Raw genomic sequence first — 14506 nt, 5'->3', positions numbered from 1 at the left:
TTCAAGATGTCAAGCAAGAACGCTAACAATCCCAGAGTGGAAAAGGCAAAGAGTAGCGAAGCTTGAGTTTGGGGCGGATGAAGTCGTAGTAGCGAGAATATCCAAGAGAACAGGAGTAATGACCTTGCAAGCGAAGGGCTTCACATAGTGTGACCTATTGTTGTATTACAAGTTCGTTTAAGCGAGCGATGATTTTGGATAGTAGGTTAGGAGTAGAAATACTTTGGACTATGAAGAGCCGTATGAATCGAGAGGTTCACGTACGGTTCTGTGAGAGGTTTAGGGGTGAGATTCCCCTTTACCTACTCGACTTTTAGCTATTATTTAGAAATGATTTTCGCAGTTTTATAAAAATTTGTCCATTTCAGTTTGATTTTAGATGGTAGAGATTCTTCCTTTATTGCACGGTCAACTAAATACATTGACGCATTTCCTTGAATAATTAACCAAAGTTGGGATTCAGGTGTTTTTAATTGACCAGAAATAGGACATTCTATAGAAAAGATTATCCATGGATATTCAATTTTTTTATCCATATCTACTATTGTAAATTTGGCTTTTGGGCATTGTTGTTTTGTCTGTTCGTAAAGTAAATTAGCTCTAAATTCGATATCTTCACCTGTTACACCTTTATAAACGAGCATAGTTCCTATTTCTGTCCAATTTTCAAAAGTTTCGCCATTACGAAGTAGTTCCGTGAATTTTAGTCTATCATTTTCTTGAGTTTCCGCTATTTTCCATTTTTCATCTTCTGGCCATTTCAAAGAGAGTGATTCTTTGTCAATTTCTGTTTCATTACAATATTTAGATATGTATGTTTCAGCTTTTTTGTCGCCAATTTCATTAGCTCTTTTAAAGTCGTTACAACTACCATTATTGTCATTTAGGGCATATTTAACTTGTCCGCGAAGAGTTAAGGCACTCGGAAATTTTTCATCTAGTTCTATAACCTTATTTAGATCCAATAACGCTTTTTTGTATTGCTGTGTATTGACATAAATGCCAGCTCTATTATAATATGCGTTTGTTTGCTTTGGATTTAGTTTTATAGCTTTGTCATAATCTAATAAAGCTCCATCAAAGTCAGATATGGTCATTTTAATAGTGCCACGATTATAATAAGTTTCTGCATTATTTGCATCTTTAGCTATAGACTTTGTAAAATCTACTATGGCTTCTTTGTATTTTTGATTATTTGCTTTTTCGATTCCACTTACAAGTAATTCTTCAGCAGATTGACCAAATACAGTTAACGAAATAATCGTAGCTATTATAGTTAATGTTTTTTTCATATTCTATTATTTTTGTGTTTATATTGGTGCTAACGGTTTGGCTATGAGCAGTTGGGGATTTTTTGCCCTAACTTTTCAGTTTAGCACTCACCTTTATTTTATCTACTATTTTTAATTTAAACACCTAATCCCCAATTGCTTATAGCCTTTGTTAGCAACAGTTGTTTTTAGTTTGTCCAAGTCTCTATTTCGTTTGCATTCACGAATTTTTCACTATTAAAAATGCATAAACCCTGCCATGTCCCGAACCATAGTTGTCCTTTGTTATCTTCAAAAATACTTTGGACAACATTGGTAGTTAATCCGTTTTCAGTTGTGAATTGTGTGAAGCTAACTCCATCGTAGCGGTAAACACCATAACCTTCTGCTGTAAACCATACATTTCTTTTGCTATCTTCATAAAAATTATAGGTTTCTATACCTTCGATAATGCCATCTTTAGTAAAGTTGGTAAAGGTTTTTCCATCAAATTTACTGACACCTCCATAATATGTTCCAATCCAAATATTGCCTTGGCTGTCCTCTAAGATATCAGCAGTATTATTGTCGGTAAGTCCATTTTCAGTTGTTAGATGAGTAAATTCACCTTTAATGTATTTGAAAATTCCATTTCCATCGGTTACAAGCCAAATGGCTCCACTTTTGTCTTCTATAATTTTTTTAATCAATTTATCAGATAGCTTATGTTCCGGATTTTCAACCATAGAGTTAGGCAAAGGAAAGGGTATAAACTGATCTCCGTCAAAATGATATAATCCACCAACGCTTCCAACCCAAAGGAGCTTGTTTTTGTCAATAGCTAATCCCCATATCTCCTCATCAAAACCTTTCTCCCCTTCTGTTATAGAAAATGTTTCAAACTTTTGACCATCATATTTAACAAGTCCGTCAGAAGTTCCAAACCATACATTACCTGCTTTATCCTCTACTATTTCCAAAACTCTTATATGTGGACTGATACCTACAATGTGGATTTTATCAAGTGTTTGCCCATCATAGCGTATAATCCCATCTCCATTTGTTCCAAACCAATAGTTTCCTTTTCTGTCTTGATGGATTGTCCTTACAAATTGTCTTACCATTCCATTTAAGTTGGTGTGAATTTGGGGAAATATCGTGTTTTGCTTTATGGTAAGATGTTTGTCGCTTACTTCATCTTCTGTCTTATCACTAACAGTTTTTTCTTTCACTTGTCCTGTGCAAGCGGAGACTTGAAGTAACATAAGTACTAAAAGTAGTTTACTTGCTTTAAATATTGTCTTACAATTAATGTCTGTCATATCTTTGGTTTCCGTAAATTGTTGCTAACGGTCGCGGCTTGCTATAGTGGCGGGCAAAATAGCAATTCAGTTTTCGGTTAAGTTACAAATTTAGTAAAAAATCCCAAACCTTTTCGGTTGAGCAAAACCCCGCCATTATTGCAAACCGTTGTTGTGCATAGATTATAATTCAGCAGAGGCTTTTGGTTTTATCAATTATCGCCGTTAAAATGCCCAAACTTTTTAACATTCGCCCAAGGAAAGCCAAAATTTTGTCGGTTGAGCAATGACTTTTGCAAATAAGCCTTTCGGCTTTAGAGAACATTTTTTCAGATTTCGTTTGAGCCGAAATTTGCAAAAAAGCAAAAACTCCAACATTCGGAGTAGGGGAGTTCAAAATTTTTCGGTTGAGCAAGGACTTTTGCAAACAAACCTTTCGGCTTTACAGTCCATATTTCAGATTTCGTTTGAGCCGAAATTTGCAAAAAAGCAAAAACTCCCACATTAGGAGTAGGGGAGTTCAAAATTTTTCGGTTGAGCGACTCCCTTAAAAACACAAAACTCCTTAAAAATTAAAAAACTTGAAATTCCGCAGAATTTCATTTTTTTAATTTATGCACAACGGTCGTGGCTATGAGCAGTTGGGGATTTTTTGCCCGAACTTTTCAGTTTAGCACTGACCTTTATTTTATTTACTATTTTTCATTTAAGCATCTAAACCCCAATTGCATATAGCCTTTGTTGCCAACCGTTTTTTATCAGATTATTAATTTTAAAATAAAATATTATGTTCAAAATTAAATTTATTCAGGATTATTTAAAATCAGTTAACAGATACAATTTGAGATTTCTTTCCAAATCGCCCAAAGTCCGTAAGCTCCAGCGAGAAAAGTTCCCAGACCTACCACTACATTATAAATATCGTTCTTAATACGTTTTCTTTTTAGGTCATTTAATTCCTGTTTGTAACCGCCAGAACGATAAAATAAAATTCCGTCATAATTTATTTGAAACATCCATTGATTTGAATCAGACATATTTACATAACCGTCAGAATTTAACTTTAGCAAGACCATATATGCTTCAGTCGGATTTACTTTTAATTCCGCAAAATGACATATCGTTTTACTGTGTTCATACTTTATGTTCTCTTTTTCGTATTCATTATATAAATACGTTAATATTTTGTCTAATTTATCTTCTGGTTTCATTTCAGCGTTTGAGTGATTTCAAATGGTTGGCAACGTTTTGCGTATATGAAAAGTGCGAATTTAAAAATTAAAAATATGAAAGAACCGAAAATGAAGTTTAAAATTTTTGCTACACGTGAGCAAGTATATGTTAATGACTTTGACCCCGTGATAGGTGATAATAGTGGTTATGTAACTAAGCGTTGCTTTAAAGAAGTTGCTGAAAAACCAACCCTTAAAGGTGCAATAGGTTGGAGAGATAAAAAGCAAAAATTTGAAGGCGAATATTTAATTATACCCTGCTACTAAGCATTTTTTATATACGCTGTTACTTGCAGTGCGCCTATCGAGTGTGATTGTTTGGCGCATTGCTATGTAACGTTCAAGTATAAGCGTAGTGCGGGATTAGAAGTACTACACTTTCAGTTTAACCTTATGTTTGTTAAAGTTCAATTCGTTTAAATTTAGTACTTTAGCCCGCATTACGCTTATACAATGTTGTGTGTAGCTATTCTTTCTCGTTAAAATATATTCCGTTTTTCTGTATTTTCCAGTTTTCTGATATAGTGGTGTCACTTTGCATTAATTGTCTGTTGTACTCAATAAGTAAAATTGGTATGTTTGTTAGTTTTGAAAGGTCAGGAAGAGTTTTTATTCCAGTATGTCTAACTGTGATTTTTTCAATAGAGTTTTCGTCGCATTCAAAAAAACTGTTTATGTCGTTCAAATTTATCATACTTTCAAGATAGATGTTTGTTATTTTTGTAATACACATATCGTTTTTTGAATAAACATATGAATGTAAAGTCTCAAGTCTTAGGTTTTTAATTTCCCCAAACGAAAAAATGAAATCAAATTTTTGAGTATAATAGTTTAGTTCCAAAAAAAGATTTTCTAGCCTTAAATTGTATAAATCAGGTTTTCCAACATCAATATCCATACCTGTGAGACGTAAATCTTTCAAGTTTTTATATAATTTTAAGTTTTGAATGTTTTTAAGCTTCCTTCTACTTGGAGATGGTTCTTGTATATACAAAAATGAAAGGTTAGTAGGGAAGAAATCTGGAATTTTTTCAATGTTCAGTTTTGTCAAACTTAAACTGTCCACTTTTTTTAAGTGTTTAAAGTCTTCTGTATATTCTGAAAATTTTGGCAAATCATTTAGTATAATTCTTTCGAGATTTTCTAAATGAAATATTGACTCCAACGAAATTAAGTTTGGAGAATTGGAAATAGAGAAGAACTTTAACATTCTTAAAGGAATGTTTTCTTTTGACAGATATTTACCTTTAAAATTATTGACACTTAATTTCTTTAAATTTTCAAAATATTTAAGATTGGTTATGTCTTTTAGATTTTCAGAACATTCGATTGTAATGCCTGTTATATTGCTAAAATCAAATTTATTGAATTCCTTTGGTATAGAATCTAATTCAATATAAAGTCTAAAATCTTTTTTTATTTCGTTTAGTATGTAAGCTCTGTTTAAATCAGTGTTTTTATCTATTATTATTACTCCAAGATATGGGTTGGTATTTAATGCTTCTTTGGTAATACCATTTAAATTTCCAGATATGGGTGTTGGTTGTCCAAAAGCATAATTGGAAAAGATATATAGAATTAGAAATATGCAGTTTTTAATATTCATTTTTTATAGTTACACACAACGGTCTAGTATAAGCGTAGTGCGGGATTAGAAGCACTTCACTTTCAGTTTGCCGATATGTTTGTTAATATTCAATTCGTTTAAATTTAGCGCTTTAGCCCGCATTACGCTTATACATTGTTCTCTGCTGGCTTTTTCCGTTCTACTTGTCTTTCAGCGTTGGCAAAACCATACTCTTTGACAAGTTTTGGTGGTGCGTTGGGCGGTGCGACTTGGCAATGTGTGTGGTTTTATGTTTTGGCATTTATCTGTTTAACCATAATTCTATCAATTCATCTATGGTTTTTGCATTGCCTTCTACAAGTTTTTTAGGTTCGTGCGCATTGTAGAGTTCCCATTTTCCATTTTTCTTTAAGGCGCAGCCAAAAGTATAGTCGAGATGTACAAATTTAAAATCATCATAAATAGGCTCCATAACCAAGTCAAAATTACCGTTGTAATATCCAACCTTTCCATTTTTCCACACTTCATAAGTTTCTGGATTTCGATGACGTTTGATATCGTCATATTTTGCAGGTATTTGATTAAACGGCATTCTTTCTCCTGCATAGAGTCCAAATAATTTGGTTTTCTTATCTCGAGCTTTGAAATAGTAACCATTTTCATCTAAAGCCACTAATAAATCTAATTTTTTCACCTCCCTTAGATTTTCCATCATTTCCAGCTGATAGCTTTGAAAACCAGTAGCTTCAGGAACTTCTTCAGAGGAATTGTATAAAAAATTTCGGCTGAGATAGATATTGTCACTTGCCATTTCGATTAAACCCCACTTCACACCATTTTTAACGGTAAAAGATTCAAGAGAAGTTTCTTGTTCTTCTTTAAGCTCTCCTTCGGGGTTTTCCACCATAAACGTACCTGTAATCGTTCGGGGTACTACTTGAGTAAAACTCATTTTAGTAATAACTTTACTCTCTTGTAAATTAGTGTAGTAAATTTTATCCTTGCGAAAGGCTAGTGTAAAACCCCTGTTTTCTAATAGAGGCGAAGGGAACTGAAAGCTGTATTTTTTAGCTTCATTAACTAAGAATAAATCATCCTCATAGGAATCGAAAAGCACCCAGTTGCTTTTTTTGTTTTTCAAACGCAAAGGAAAACGTGAGCTAGTATTTGGATTAAACTCGATGGCCCTTGCATTTAGGTCATCTAAAAAGGCCTTTGTTAATTTCTCATCGGTTTGCGGGGTAATTTGGTACTCTTCACCTGTTTTTTCATCATAAAAGATTACTTGTGCTTTAACGTTGGTGACTAAAAACACAACGATAATCAAAATGATATGACCATTAATAATCATAAGTTTATCCTCTAGAAATCTGTATCCAATAGCCAAACCGTCTTCTTTGCCTCTAAATCATAGAGCTCCATTTCCCTATATCTATCTATCAAAGCGTACTTATCATTATAAACCTTTACTGCCCCATATGTATTGATCTCTCTACTCACTTTTGGGATCTCTACTAAACGTTGATAATTGGGGGTCTTGTGTATTTCAAAACTATAACTATTGGGATCTAAATTGATCTTATCCCATAGAACCATAACGCTATCCGTGTCTTGACTAAACTTTTCTATTTCTTCTTCAGATTCTAAATCGTAATCTTCGTGGTTTGGAAAGCTTGGTAATTCAGTTGTACGGAGCCTTTTATAGAGATAGTAATTGGATGTAGAGGAATTGTAGCCGGCAATAAATATTGCTTCTTTTTCATCCTTTTCAAATAGTATCACTTCCTCCTTTATGGGATCGTATAAGATTTGCACTTTTTGGTTCTTTTTTTCATAGCTGTATGAGAAAAGATCGTGCTCACTATGGTAACTAATGTAGGGCGATTTATATTCTTGAAGCTCTGGATATATAGAAGATAGTTTTGGGGTCATAAAGTCTTGAATCTTTTCTTGAGTTCGCAGGTCATAAGAGGTGCGTTTCCCCTCCTTGGAATCACCTATGAAAAACTTGTTTTGGTGAAATCCAGAATAATAAATGTTTGAGGGGCTTAGGTCGTGTAGTATTGAAATAGTATTAGTTTCAATGTTTGCTTTGCACAATAGGTGCTTTTCAGCTTGTTCTGTTTCATCTTCACTTTCTTTAGTTTCTACTCCTGGTCCAGTACCAAATGCCCCAAAACTCCCTGTAGCCTTTTTTTCTTTTCTATTTTCTATTTTTTTGTAAATAGCTATACCCTGCATGCTAATAGCGAGAGGTTTGATGCTTTCTTTTTGCAAATCGTGATATTTAAACTCTCTGATAAGTTCACCGCTACTTACCAAACCTTTATATACCTTATTCCGGCTTAGAAAGTAAAAATGTTCTTCACTTTCACTTACTGTGGCGGCAAAGATCTCTTCTCCCACTGAGGTAAAGGAGACAATACTGCCCTTATTTGCATCAATCAATAAGAGGTTTTCTCCGTTTATTTTTGGAATTATACCTATGTCTAGTTTTGAGTTGTTCTGTCCAATCGAAGTATAAGCTATACAAAGAAAAAACAGTATGCTGGTTAGTTTCATCTTATTCATTTTTTTGTTCAATTCTAATTAGTTCTTAATAAGTTAATGTACTCCTGGTGGGCTACTCGAGCTGCTTCATCGGCTCCAAGAGCCAAATGAATTTTTTCTTCTAAGAGGTAAAATTTTGCTTCTGGATCCTCAATTTTCTTTTTTAAAAGCTTTAAGGCAATCAGTGCTCCTTGATAGTCTTTTTTATGATATCGAATGTAGACATTGTAAAACTCCATTTCCTGCTTTTCTTTCACAATGAAAATTAATGAAATGAATTGGTCTACATCAAACCCATTCCGCTTTAAAGCATTCCTTGTATCAACTAGATAATCCCACTTTGTAAGTGTCTTTTTAGCGTTTGAATAGTCTTGTAATCCAAGATGTGCTAATATTTTCAAACGTAAAAAAACGTGCTTAGGAATTGTTTGTAATGGATTACTAGGTTTGAGTTGTTTAATTATTTCATTCGTACAATCTAAAGCTGCCGAATACTCTTTTAATCCAATATTTAAATAGGCTCTAGCGGTGTTTAATGCAATTTGGCTTTCAGCCAATTCGTCATCTATTGCATCCATGAAAAACTTATGCTCCACGTCTTCTTCATCACCTAATTTTGATTGTTTATTGCGCCATTCCACGGTGTTGTCATGAATGTTTGATAATATGTTAAAGCTTTTTTTTGCTTGGCTAAGTTGTTCTGTTTCTACGGCTGATATTACACCTAACATGAGCAAAATACTGACTTCACTTCTAGAAATTTGATTAATTGACCGCCAACTTATATCCATACCGGGAATGTCTTTATAATAAAGACGTATCTCCTTTTCAGTTCCGAAGTAATCTTCAATCAGATAACTAAAATCGGTAACCGTTTCAAATTTTTGCTGATTGAAGTTATCCACTATGAGTTTAATAGTCTCTCCTATTAGCTTATCATCAAATTTAATTTTAGATCTCATCTCTCTTGCTAATTGAACATTACCCGTTTCTTGATAATAGCGCATCTTATAAAACTGGATGCGATTGAAAGCTTTCTGAAAAGCAAGTTCTTTGTTAGCAATATGAGGGATCTTGGACATCTCATGTCTCTGCTGCATTTGGGCAATACTTGCAACTACTTCCTTCACTGTTTTGGTTGAAAGCCTTTGTACCTCTGCATTATAATCTTTGATATTTGGGTATCCAGGAGCCTCTAGATACCAGAGGTATAAGTATCGATCCTTGCAAGTAAGTTGATTGAACTGGGTGATTTCTTGCTCTTCCCTTTCTAAGGATAGCAGATAATTAGGTTTATCTTTTGAATAAGGCGCAATGGAATTGACCTCGTCATATAAAGTGCGCAGGTTGCGACTTACCTCCATCATATTTTTTCTCACGCTTAGTTGTGATGGACTCAGTCTTTCTTCAAGGCTGGGTTCTTTCCCAAAGATTGCCTTTCCAATGGCTACCACCATTTCTGCATTCTGATAAAAGTTCATCATTTGCCTTGTTTCCTGATCAACGGGAACACCTAAGCTATTGGCGATACGATTAACTCCCGCCTCAACATTATCGTATTTCGCCTGGACCTGATTCATGTTTTCGGCTAGTCGAATGATCTTTGGATTGTCAGAGTACTCAGCCAGCCCATTGGCGAAAGTGGTGAGATCATCACTTATTTGATCGTCTACTAAAGCATCCTCAAGGTTTTTATAAGGGTATCTACTGGGTGTGCCGGACCTTCCACCACCACCTTTTTGCCCACAACTACTGGGAACTGGGCTGAGATCAGGGTCGCCAGCTTGCTTGTAATAATTATAATACCCTTGCCTGGCATCTCTAAGCATCTCCAGATACTCAGATTCGGTATACTTATCATTATAAGTCCCTTGTTCGCAATGGCAAATGAAAATCTCATATTGAAAAGCTCGACTACCTGCAGAATTACTGCTAAAGGTTCGATTTTCGCTTTGATTACCGAATTTTCTTTCTCCTGCCGAGATACAATTGGTGGCTGTTCTACCTGAGGCTTGAGATCCGCTATTTCCCCTATTTTGCCCACCAAGGAATAACTGTACCGCCTCCAAAAGCACCTCATCCGAGGTGGCTTCTTCACTGTCATCAACCACTGTTATTGTCGGACTTTCCGGTATTAAATCCCGAATTTTACCGATGTCTTTGCAATAAACTCCGTAATCATTGTAAGCCTTCTTTATCGCTTTTAATTGTTTTTTCAATCGAACTCCTTGTTCTTCGTAAAGAGGCTCGGTTTTGTACTGACAAAGCATTACATAGAATTTAGCAGCGTTTGCACAGGTAAGTCCATCATCACCTTCATCCATATTTTCTTTGGCAATTTTAGCTTTTCCTTCATTGTAGCAATCGTTTTGCCCTTGCACGGTAAATCCAATGCTTAAAATGGCGAGTATTGCAAATAGTATATGTTTCATTGCACTTTGTTTTTCATTCATTATCCGTTTTTCAGCGTTGGCAAAAAACAGCTCTTTTGGTTTTTCAATGTTAGCTCTCGTATCGACAAAAACCAAATGTGCTGTTTGTGCGGTTGGCTTTTTAGCTTGCAGAGAACTAGTATATATCTACAAATATGCATCACTTTTTTCGTAAATCATACTATTTTCTAGGTTTTTTTTGGGTTTTTTGACTCTAATTCGTCTTGCATAGAATCTAAAGGACTTTTTATTTCATCATATTTCGGCTTGCTTACGCGAGTATATACAGTAGTGGTTTTAATGCTTGAATGACCTAGTATCTTTTGTATGAATCTAATATCTGTACCAGAATTCAAAACATGTGTTGCAAAACTATGACGCAAAGTATGTACAGTTGCTTTCTCTTCTATACCCGCGTTTTTACAAGCCCTTCTCATTACTGATCGAATACTACTAGCGGTGTAGGGCTGCCCTTTAATTTGTCCTTCAAATACAAAACCCTCAGATGGAAACATCTCTTTGTATTGTTTTAACTTTTCTACAAGTACATAAGCCAACATAACTATACGGTCTTTCTTCCCTTTGGCTCCTTTAATATGAATTTTGTGAGCTTCAAAATTAATGTCTTTCCACGTTAAATTAATAGCTTCGCTTATTCTTAAACCAGAGCTGTAAATAAGCATTAATGCTAACTTATGCTTGATGTTGTTTACGTGACTAAAAATAGCCTTAACTTGCTCTTCGGTTAAAACTACAGGTAGTTTTTTCTCTTTTTTAGGCCTCGGAATTTTAAAATCGGTGTCCCGCCAACCAACTACATGCTTAAAATAAAATTTCAACGCATTTATATAGGCTGATAGCGAAGAAGAGGAACTTACTTTTGTGTTTAAATCAGATAAAAATGAAACTACTTCTCGTTCTGTTAATTCTTGTGGTGACTTGTAATTAAAATAACGAAGCAATAATATAAATGAATTGGTGTAGGTCTTTAAAGTTGAATCACTGTAATTTTTAGCAATAATCATGTCCATTAATTCATCTACATAAACGCGTGTATTTTCGGGCACTTGACTAAGTAAAGAATCTTTTGTTTTTAAATAATTAAGCCCTTTTTTGTTAATGTTGTTTCGCTTCTTTAAATATCCTGAAGGCAATCTGTTGTCAATGCAATCTGAATAGTCTTCTAAAACAATATTCAAAGTGTCCATCATTTCTGGTGAAGCCGGAAATAAAAAACAGTTTTTTGTTTTATCCCACCGCATCATGCTTAAACGCTTTACTTGGTCTTTTATTAAAGCATTTCCAATAACTTTTACACGCATAAAGCGAGAATCTGGCGGATAACTACTAAAGTAAATTGAAGCACCATGGTTCAACTTAGCAAATTCATTGTAAAAATAATTTTTAGGAAATATTTCTTCTCCTAAAATAGTGTGCACAAAAGTTCTGTTTTTAGGATGCCTCATAATCATATAAACTCGGTAAGTAGAGTTCCAAAAAATACCTTTATGTGCTAAAAGTTTCTTTTTAACAGCTTCATTGTAGTTCATTTTAACTACCCAATATTTACCAAAATCATATACATATTGAAATTTTAATTCTTTGGCAAGAGAAGTTGTTGCTTGCTTCTCTTTATGTGCAGAAACCATTGAAGAAGATTGATGCGCTTTATCTTTACTCTTCTTTGGTGCTTTAGCTGAATCTTTCTTGGGTTCAACTAACTGCCTTTTGTCGTTAATTTCCTTAGCTACTGAAGCCGAAGGCCGATTAACTTTGTGTGGATGCTCACGAGAATCTTTCCCGGCCACATATCTAACAATATTACCTGTATGATCTTGATACTTTATGTTGTTAAAAGTACGAACTATTTTCTGAAAGTTGATTTTGCTGTATAAAACGTACCAACAAGAATGTGTCTTAGAAAAAACAGCATCAATCTTTCTTAGCTGCTCTCTTACTTCTAAAGTGTATGAGGATTTATCAAAAAAAATCCCAATACATTCTTGATTTCGGTGGACTAATTTTTTCAATACTATTTCCATAACTTCATTATTGACAATAAACTCAAAAAAAATAATGTCAGAAAATTTCTCTAAATGAAAATTTTATAACGGCTCCGCCGCAGCGAGTCCCATATTTAGGGAATTACTGGATGAAATTTTAACAAACATAACAAAAAAAATACTTAATCCCAATTTTTTGAAATTTTTACTTCACCCTAAATAGACTTAACTTGTAATCATACTTCTAATAATTTCAGTTGAATTGCTTTTATAGGTTAAAATTCCCTTTTTTATAAAAAAAAACGGTTTGTGTACCTTTTAGTGGCAACCAAAGAAACCACGCCATTTTTGTTATGCGCTGTTAACACCTGTAATATCTACTTTCAGTTCTTTTTAAGAAAGTCATCAAATAAATCATTAGTCGTAACGATTTTATCAAAACCATTATCTTTTAAGCCTTTTATCAGTTTTTTTTCACCTGTCCATAATTTAGATTTCAGATAAAGTGCGAATGCAACAAATGGTATATCATCCAGATCAGCATCTTTACACAATTCAAATGCTTTTTTGTAGTTCGATTTACCAGCAATTGAATGGTCTAAAATCGTAATATTTTTAAGTACTAACTCGTAAACTTCTAGGAATTCATTATCACCAAGCTTAGCTATATTTTTTAATTTTCCTTGATGGTTAAATATTTCATCTCTTACATACTTTGGCGCATAGAAGTCGTTAGATTTGTCAGAAGTCAATAAAATTTGACCAATTCGACTATTCACATTTAAAATCGCACTAAAAATTATATTGTAGTCAACCATTAGTTTAATCATCAAATCCAATACTTTTTCGAATTTTTTCCCAGCGATCGGATTTAGACTCTTTAACTAATTCATCTACATATTTTTCTTTTGCCTTAGATTTTGAAGTTAGTTCTTTATATCTCAAATAATCTAATATCGATTGGATTCTTGATGCATTCATACTTGCTGTAAATCTTACAAGTATTTCATTATTTTCTTTTTCAACTATTATAACTAGCTTTTTTATCAAAAATAGTTGATATTTTCGATTTATTAGTTCAGATGTCAAATTATATTGGTGTTGGCATTAATACTGAAAAAAACTTTGCGAAACACAATAAAAGTTGTTACTTTGTAATTACAAAAAATTAGATATGGAGACAGCCATTATAAAAATCGGAAATTCTAAAGGTCTGCGTTTAAGTAAGACAATTTTAGAAAAGTACAACATAAAAGACAAAGTTGAAATGATTTTAGAAAAAGGACAAATAATTCTAAAACCCATTGACAAGCCGAGAAATAATTGGGAAAAAGCATTTAGAGAAATGAATGCTAATAATGATGATGAGCTATTGCTAGACGATGTTTTTGACGATGAAAACTTCGAAGAATGGAATTAAAACAATATTCAATTGTACTCGTAAATCTTGACCCAACAATCGGAAGTGAAATAAAAAAAACTCGCCCTTGTGTAATTCTATCACCAAATGAAATTAACAAGTTCTTAAAAACAGTCGTTGTGGCTCCAATGACGACTAACTTGAAGAAATATCCGACAAGAATAAATGTAAAACATAACGGTAAAAATGGAATGATTGCGATTGACCAAATTCGGACAATTGACAAGACTCGAATTTTAAAAAGATTTGACCAATTAACGAAATCTGAGATAGCAGATTGTAAAAGTATAATTAAAGAAACTTTTGTTGACTAAATCTGAATGAGAAACAAACTCTGAAAAAGTTCTAATGCCAACAGCGCATAACAAAAATGGCGAGATTTGGTGCTGAAACGAAAATTTAGGTATTTTTAGAAACTTAAAGTTTAACCGAAAAACTTGCGTATTTCAAGTCGCCACTTTCGTTATGCGCGAGACGCTAAACGCTAAACGGTTTGTGTACCTTTCAGTGGCGACCAAAGAAACAATGAATGAGCTAAATAGCGTCATTTGATGATTAAATTGGTATTAACCTGAGTTCGATTATAATCACAAAGTCAAAATCAATAAGGATATTCAGTTACAAGGCAATTTTTATCAGGATAGCCTTAGCTATCCTGATAAAAATTAACGCAGTAAATGGATGTTCTTATTGAATAAAATAGAGTAATCAGTTTTAAACAGCAATCTACTTTACTTTTTTACTCCGCAAT

Annotated in this window: 13 protein-coding genes; 3 read left to right on the top strand and 10 right to left on the bottom strand. The window is 33.6% G+C overall.

Features of this window, described 5'->3' with window-relative positions:
• Window positions 1-320 precede the first annotated feature (320 nt).
• From G7034_RS08070 to G7034_RS08060, 3 genes are all read right to left on the bottom strand, one after another.
• Window positions 321-1292, bottom strand: coding sequence for a tetratricopeptide repeat protein (locus tag G7034_RS08070; RefSeq protein ID WP_166400459.1), 972 nt, complete (start codon window positions 1290-1292; stop codon window positions 321-323).
• A gap of 167 nt (window positions 1293-1459) precedes the next feature.
• Window positions 1460-2572 (bottom strand): ligand-binding sensor domain-containing protein, encoded by a 1113-nt coding sequence (locus tag G7034_RS08065; protein ID WP_166400458.1) that lies wholly within the window; start codon window positions 2570-2572, stop codon window positions 1460-1462.
• Between the two features lie 806 nt (window positions 2573-3378).
• Complete coding sequence (locus tag G7034_RS08060; RefSeq protein ID WP_166400457.1) at window positions 3379-3762, bottom strand: hypothetical protein; 384 nt, start codon at window positions 3760-3762, stop codon at window positions 3379-3381.
• Window positions 3763-3837: 75 nt separating this feature from the next.
• Here G7034_RS08060 and G7034_RS08055 point away from each other — a divergent pair, with 75 nt between their 5' ends.
• The gene (locus tag G7034_RS08055; RefSeq protein ID WP_166400456.1) at window positions 3838-4050 is read left to right on the top strand and encodes a hypothetical protein; all 213 of its coding nucleotides are present in this window, start codon (window positions 3838-3840) and stop codon (window positions 4048-4050) included.
• 199 nt (window positions 4051-4249) lie between these two features.
• Here G7034_RS08055 and G7034_RS08050 read toward each other — a convergent pair whose 3' ends face one another.
• From G7034_RS08050 to G7034_RS08020, 7 genes are all read right to left on the bottom strand, one after another.
• Window positions 4250-5389, bottom strand: coding sequence for a hypothetical protein (locus G7034_RS08050; RefSeq protein WP_166400455.1), 1140 nt, complete (start codon window positions 5387-5389; stop codon window positions 4250-4252).
• Window positions 5390-5651: 262 nt separating this feature from the next.
• A complete protein-coding gene (locus G7034_RS08045) occupies window positions 5652-6737 on the bottom strand; it encodes a hypothetical protein (protein WP_166400454.1) in 1086 nt (361 codons plus the stop codon).
• A complete protein-coding gene (locus G7034_RS08040) occupies window positions 6713-7912 on the bottom strand; it encodes a hypothetical protein (RefSeq protein ID WP_166400453.1) in 1200 nt (399 codons plus the stop codon). The genes G7034_RS08045 and G7034_RS08040 overlap by 25 nt, the downstream gene beginning before the upstream one ends.
• A 23-nt stretch (window positions 7913-7935) precedes the next feature.
• Window positions 7936-10353, bottom strand: a complete 2418-nt coding sequence (locus G7034_RS08035; RefSeq protein ID WP_166400452.1) for a hypothetical protein — start codon at window positions 10351-10353, stop codon at window positions 7936-7938.
• Between the two features lie 167 nt (window positions 10354-10520).
• Window positions 10521-12374: a tyrosine-type recombinase/integrase gene (locus tag G7034_RS08030; protein WP_166400451.1), complete on the bottom strand. Its 1854-nt coding sequence runs from the start codon at window positions 12372-12374 to the stop codon at window positions 10521-10523.
• 344 nt (window positions 12375-12718) lie between these two features.
• Window positions 12719-13165 (bottom strand): PIN domain-containing protein, encoded by a 447-nt coding sequence (locus G7034_RS08025; protein ID WP_223177609.1) that lies wholly within the window; start codon window positions 13163-13165, stop codon window positions 12719-12721.
• Window positions 13158-13385, bottom strand: coding sequence for a hypothetical protein (locus G7034_RS08020; protein WP_166400449.1), 228 nt, complete (start codon window positions 13383-13385; stop codon window positions 13158-13160). Before G7034_RS08020 ends, G7034_RS08025 begins: the two co-directional genes overlap by 8 nt.
• 124 nt (window positions 13386-13509) lie before the next feature.
• Between G7034_RS08020 and G7034_RS08015 the strand changes: the two genes are divergently transcribed.
• Complete coding sequence (locus G7034_RS08015) at window positions 13510-13755, top strand: AbrB/MazE/SpoVT family DNA-binding domain-containing protein (protein WP_166400448.1); 246 nt, start codon at window positions 13510-13512, stop codon at window positions 13753-13755.
• Entirely contained in the window at window positions 13746-14069 is a 324-nt protein-coding gene (locus tag G7034_RS08010; protein WP_166400447.1) for a type II toxin-antitoxin system PemK/MazF family toxin, read from the top strand. Before G7034_RS08015 ends, G7034_RS08010 begins: the two co-directional genes overlap by 10 nt.
• Window positions 14070-14506: the final 437 nt, after the last annotated feature.

The sequence above is a fragment of the Psychroflexus maritimus genome, from assembly GCF_011089875.1.
Classification (GTDB): domain Bacteria; phylum Bacteroidota; class Bacteroidia; order Flavobacteriales; family Flavobacteriaceae; genus Psychroflexus; species Psychroflexus maritimus.
Note: the sequence above shows the minus strand (reverse complement) of the source record. Positions and strands in the feature narration are given on the sequence as shown.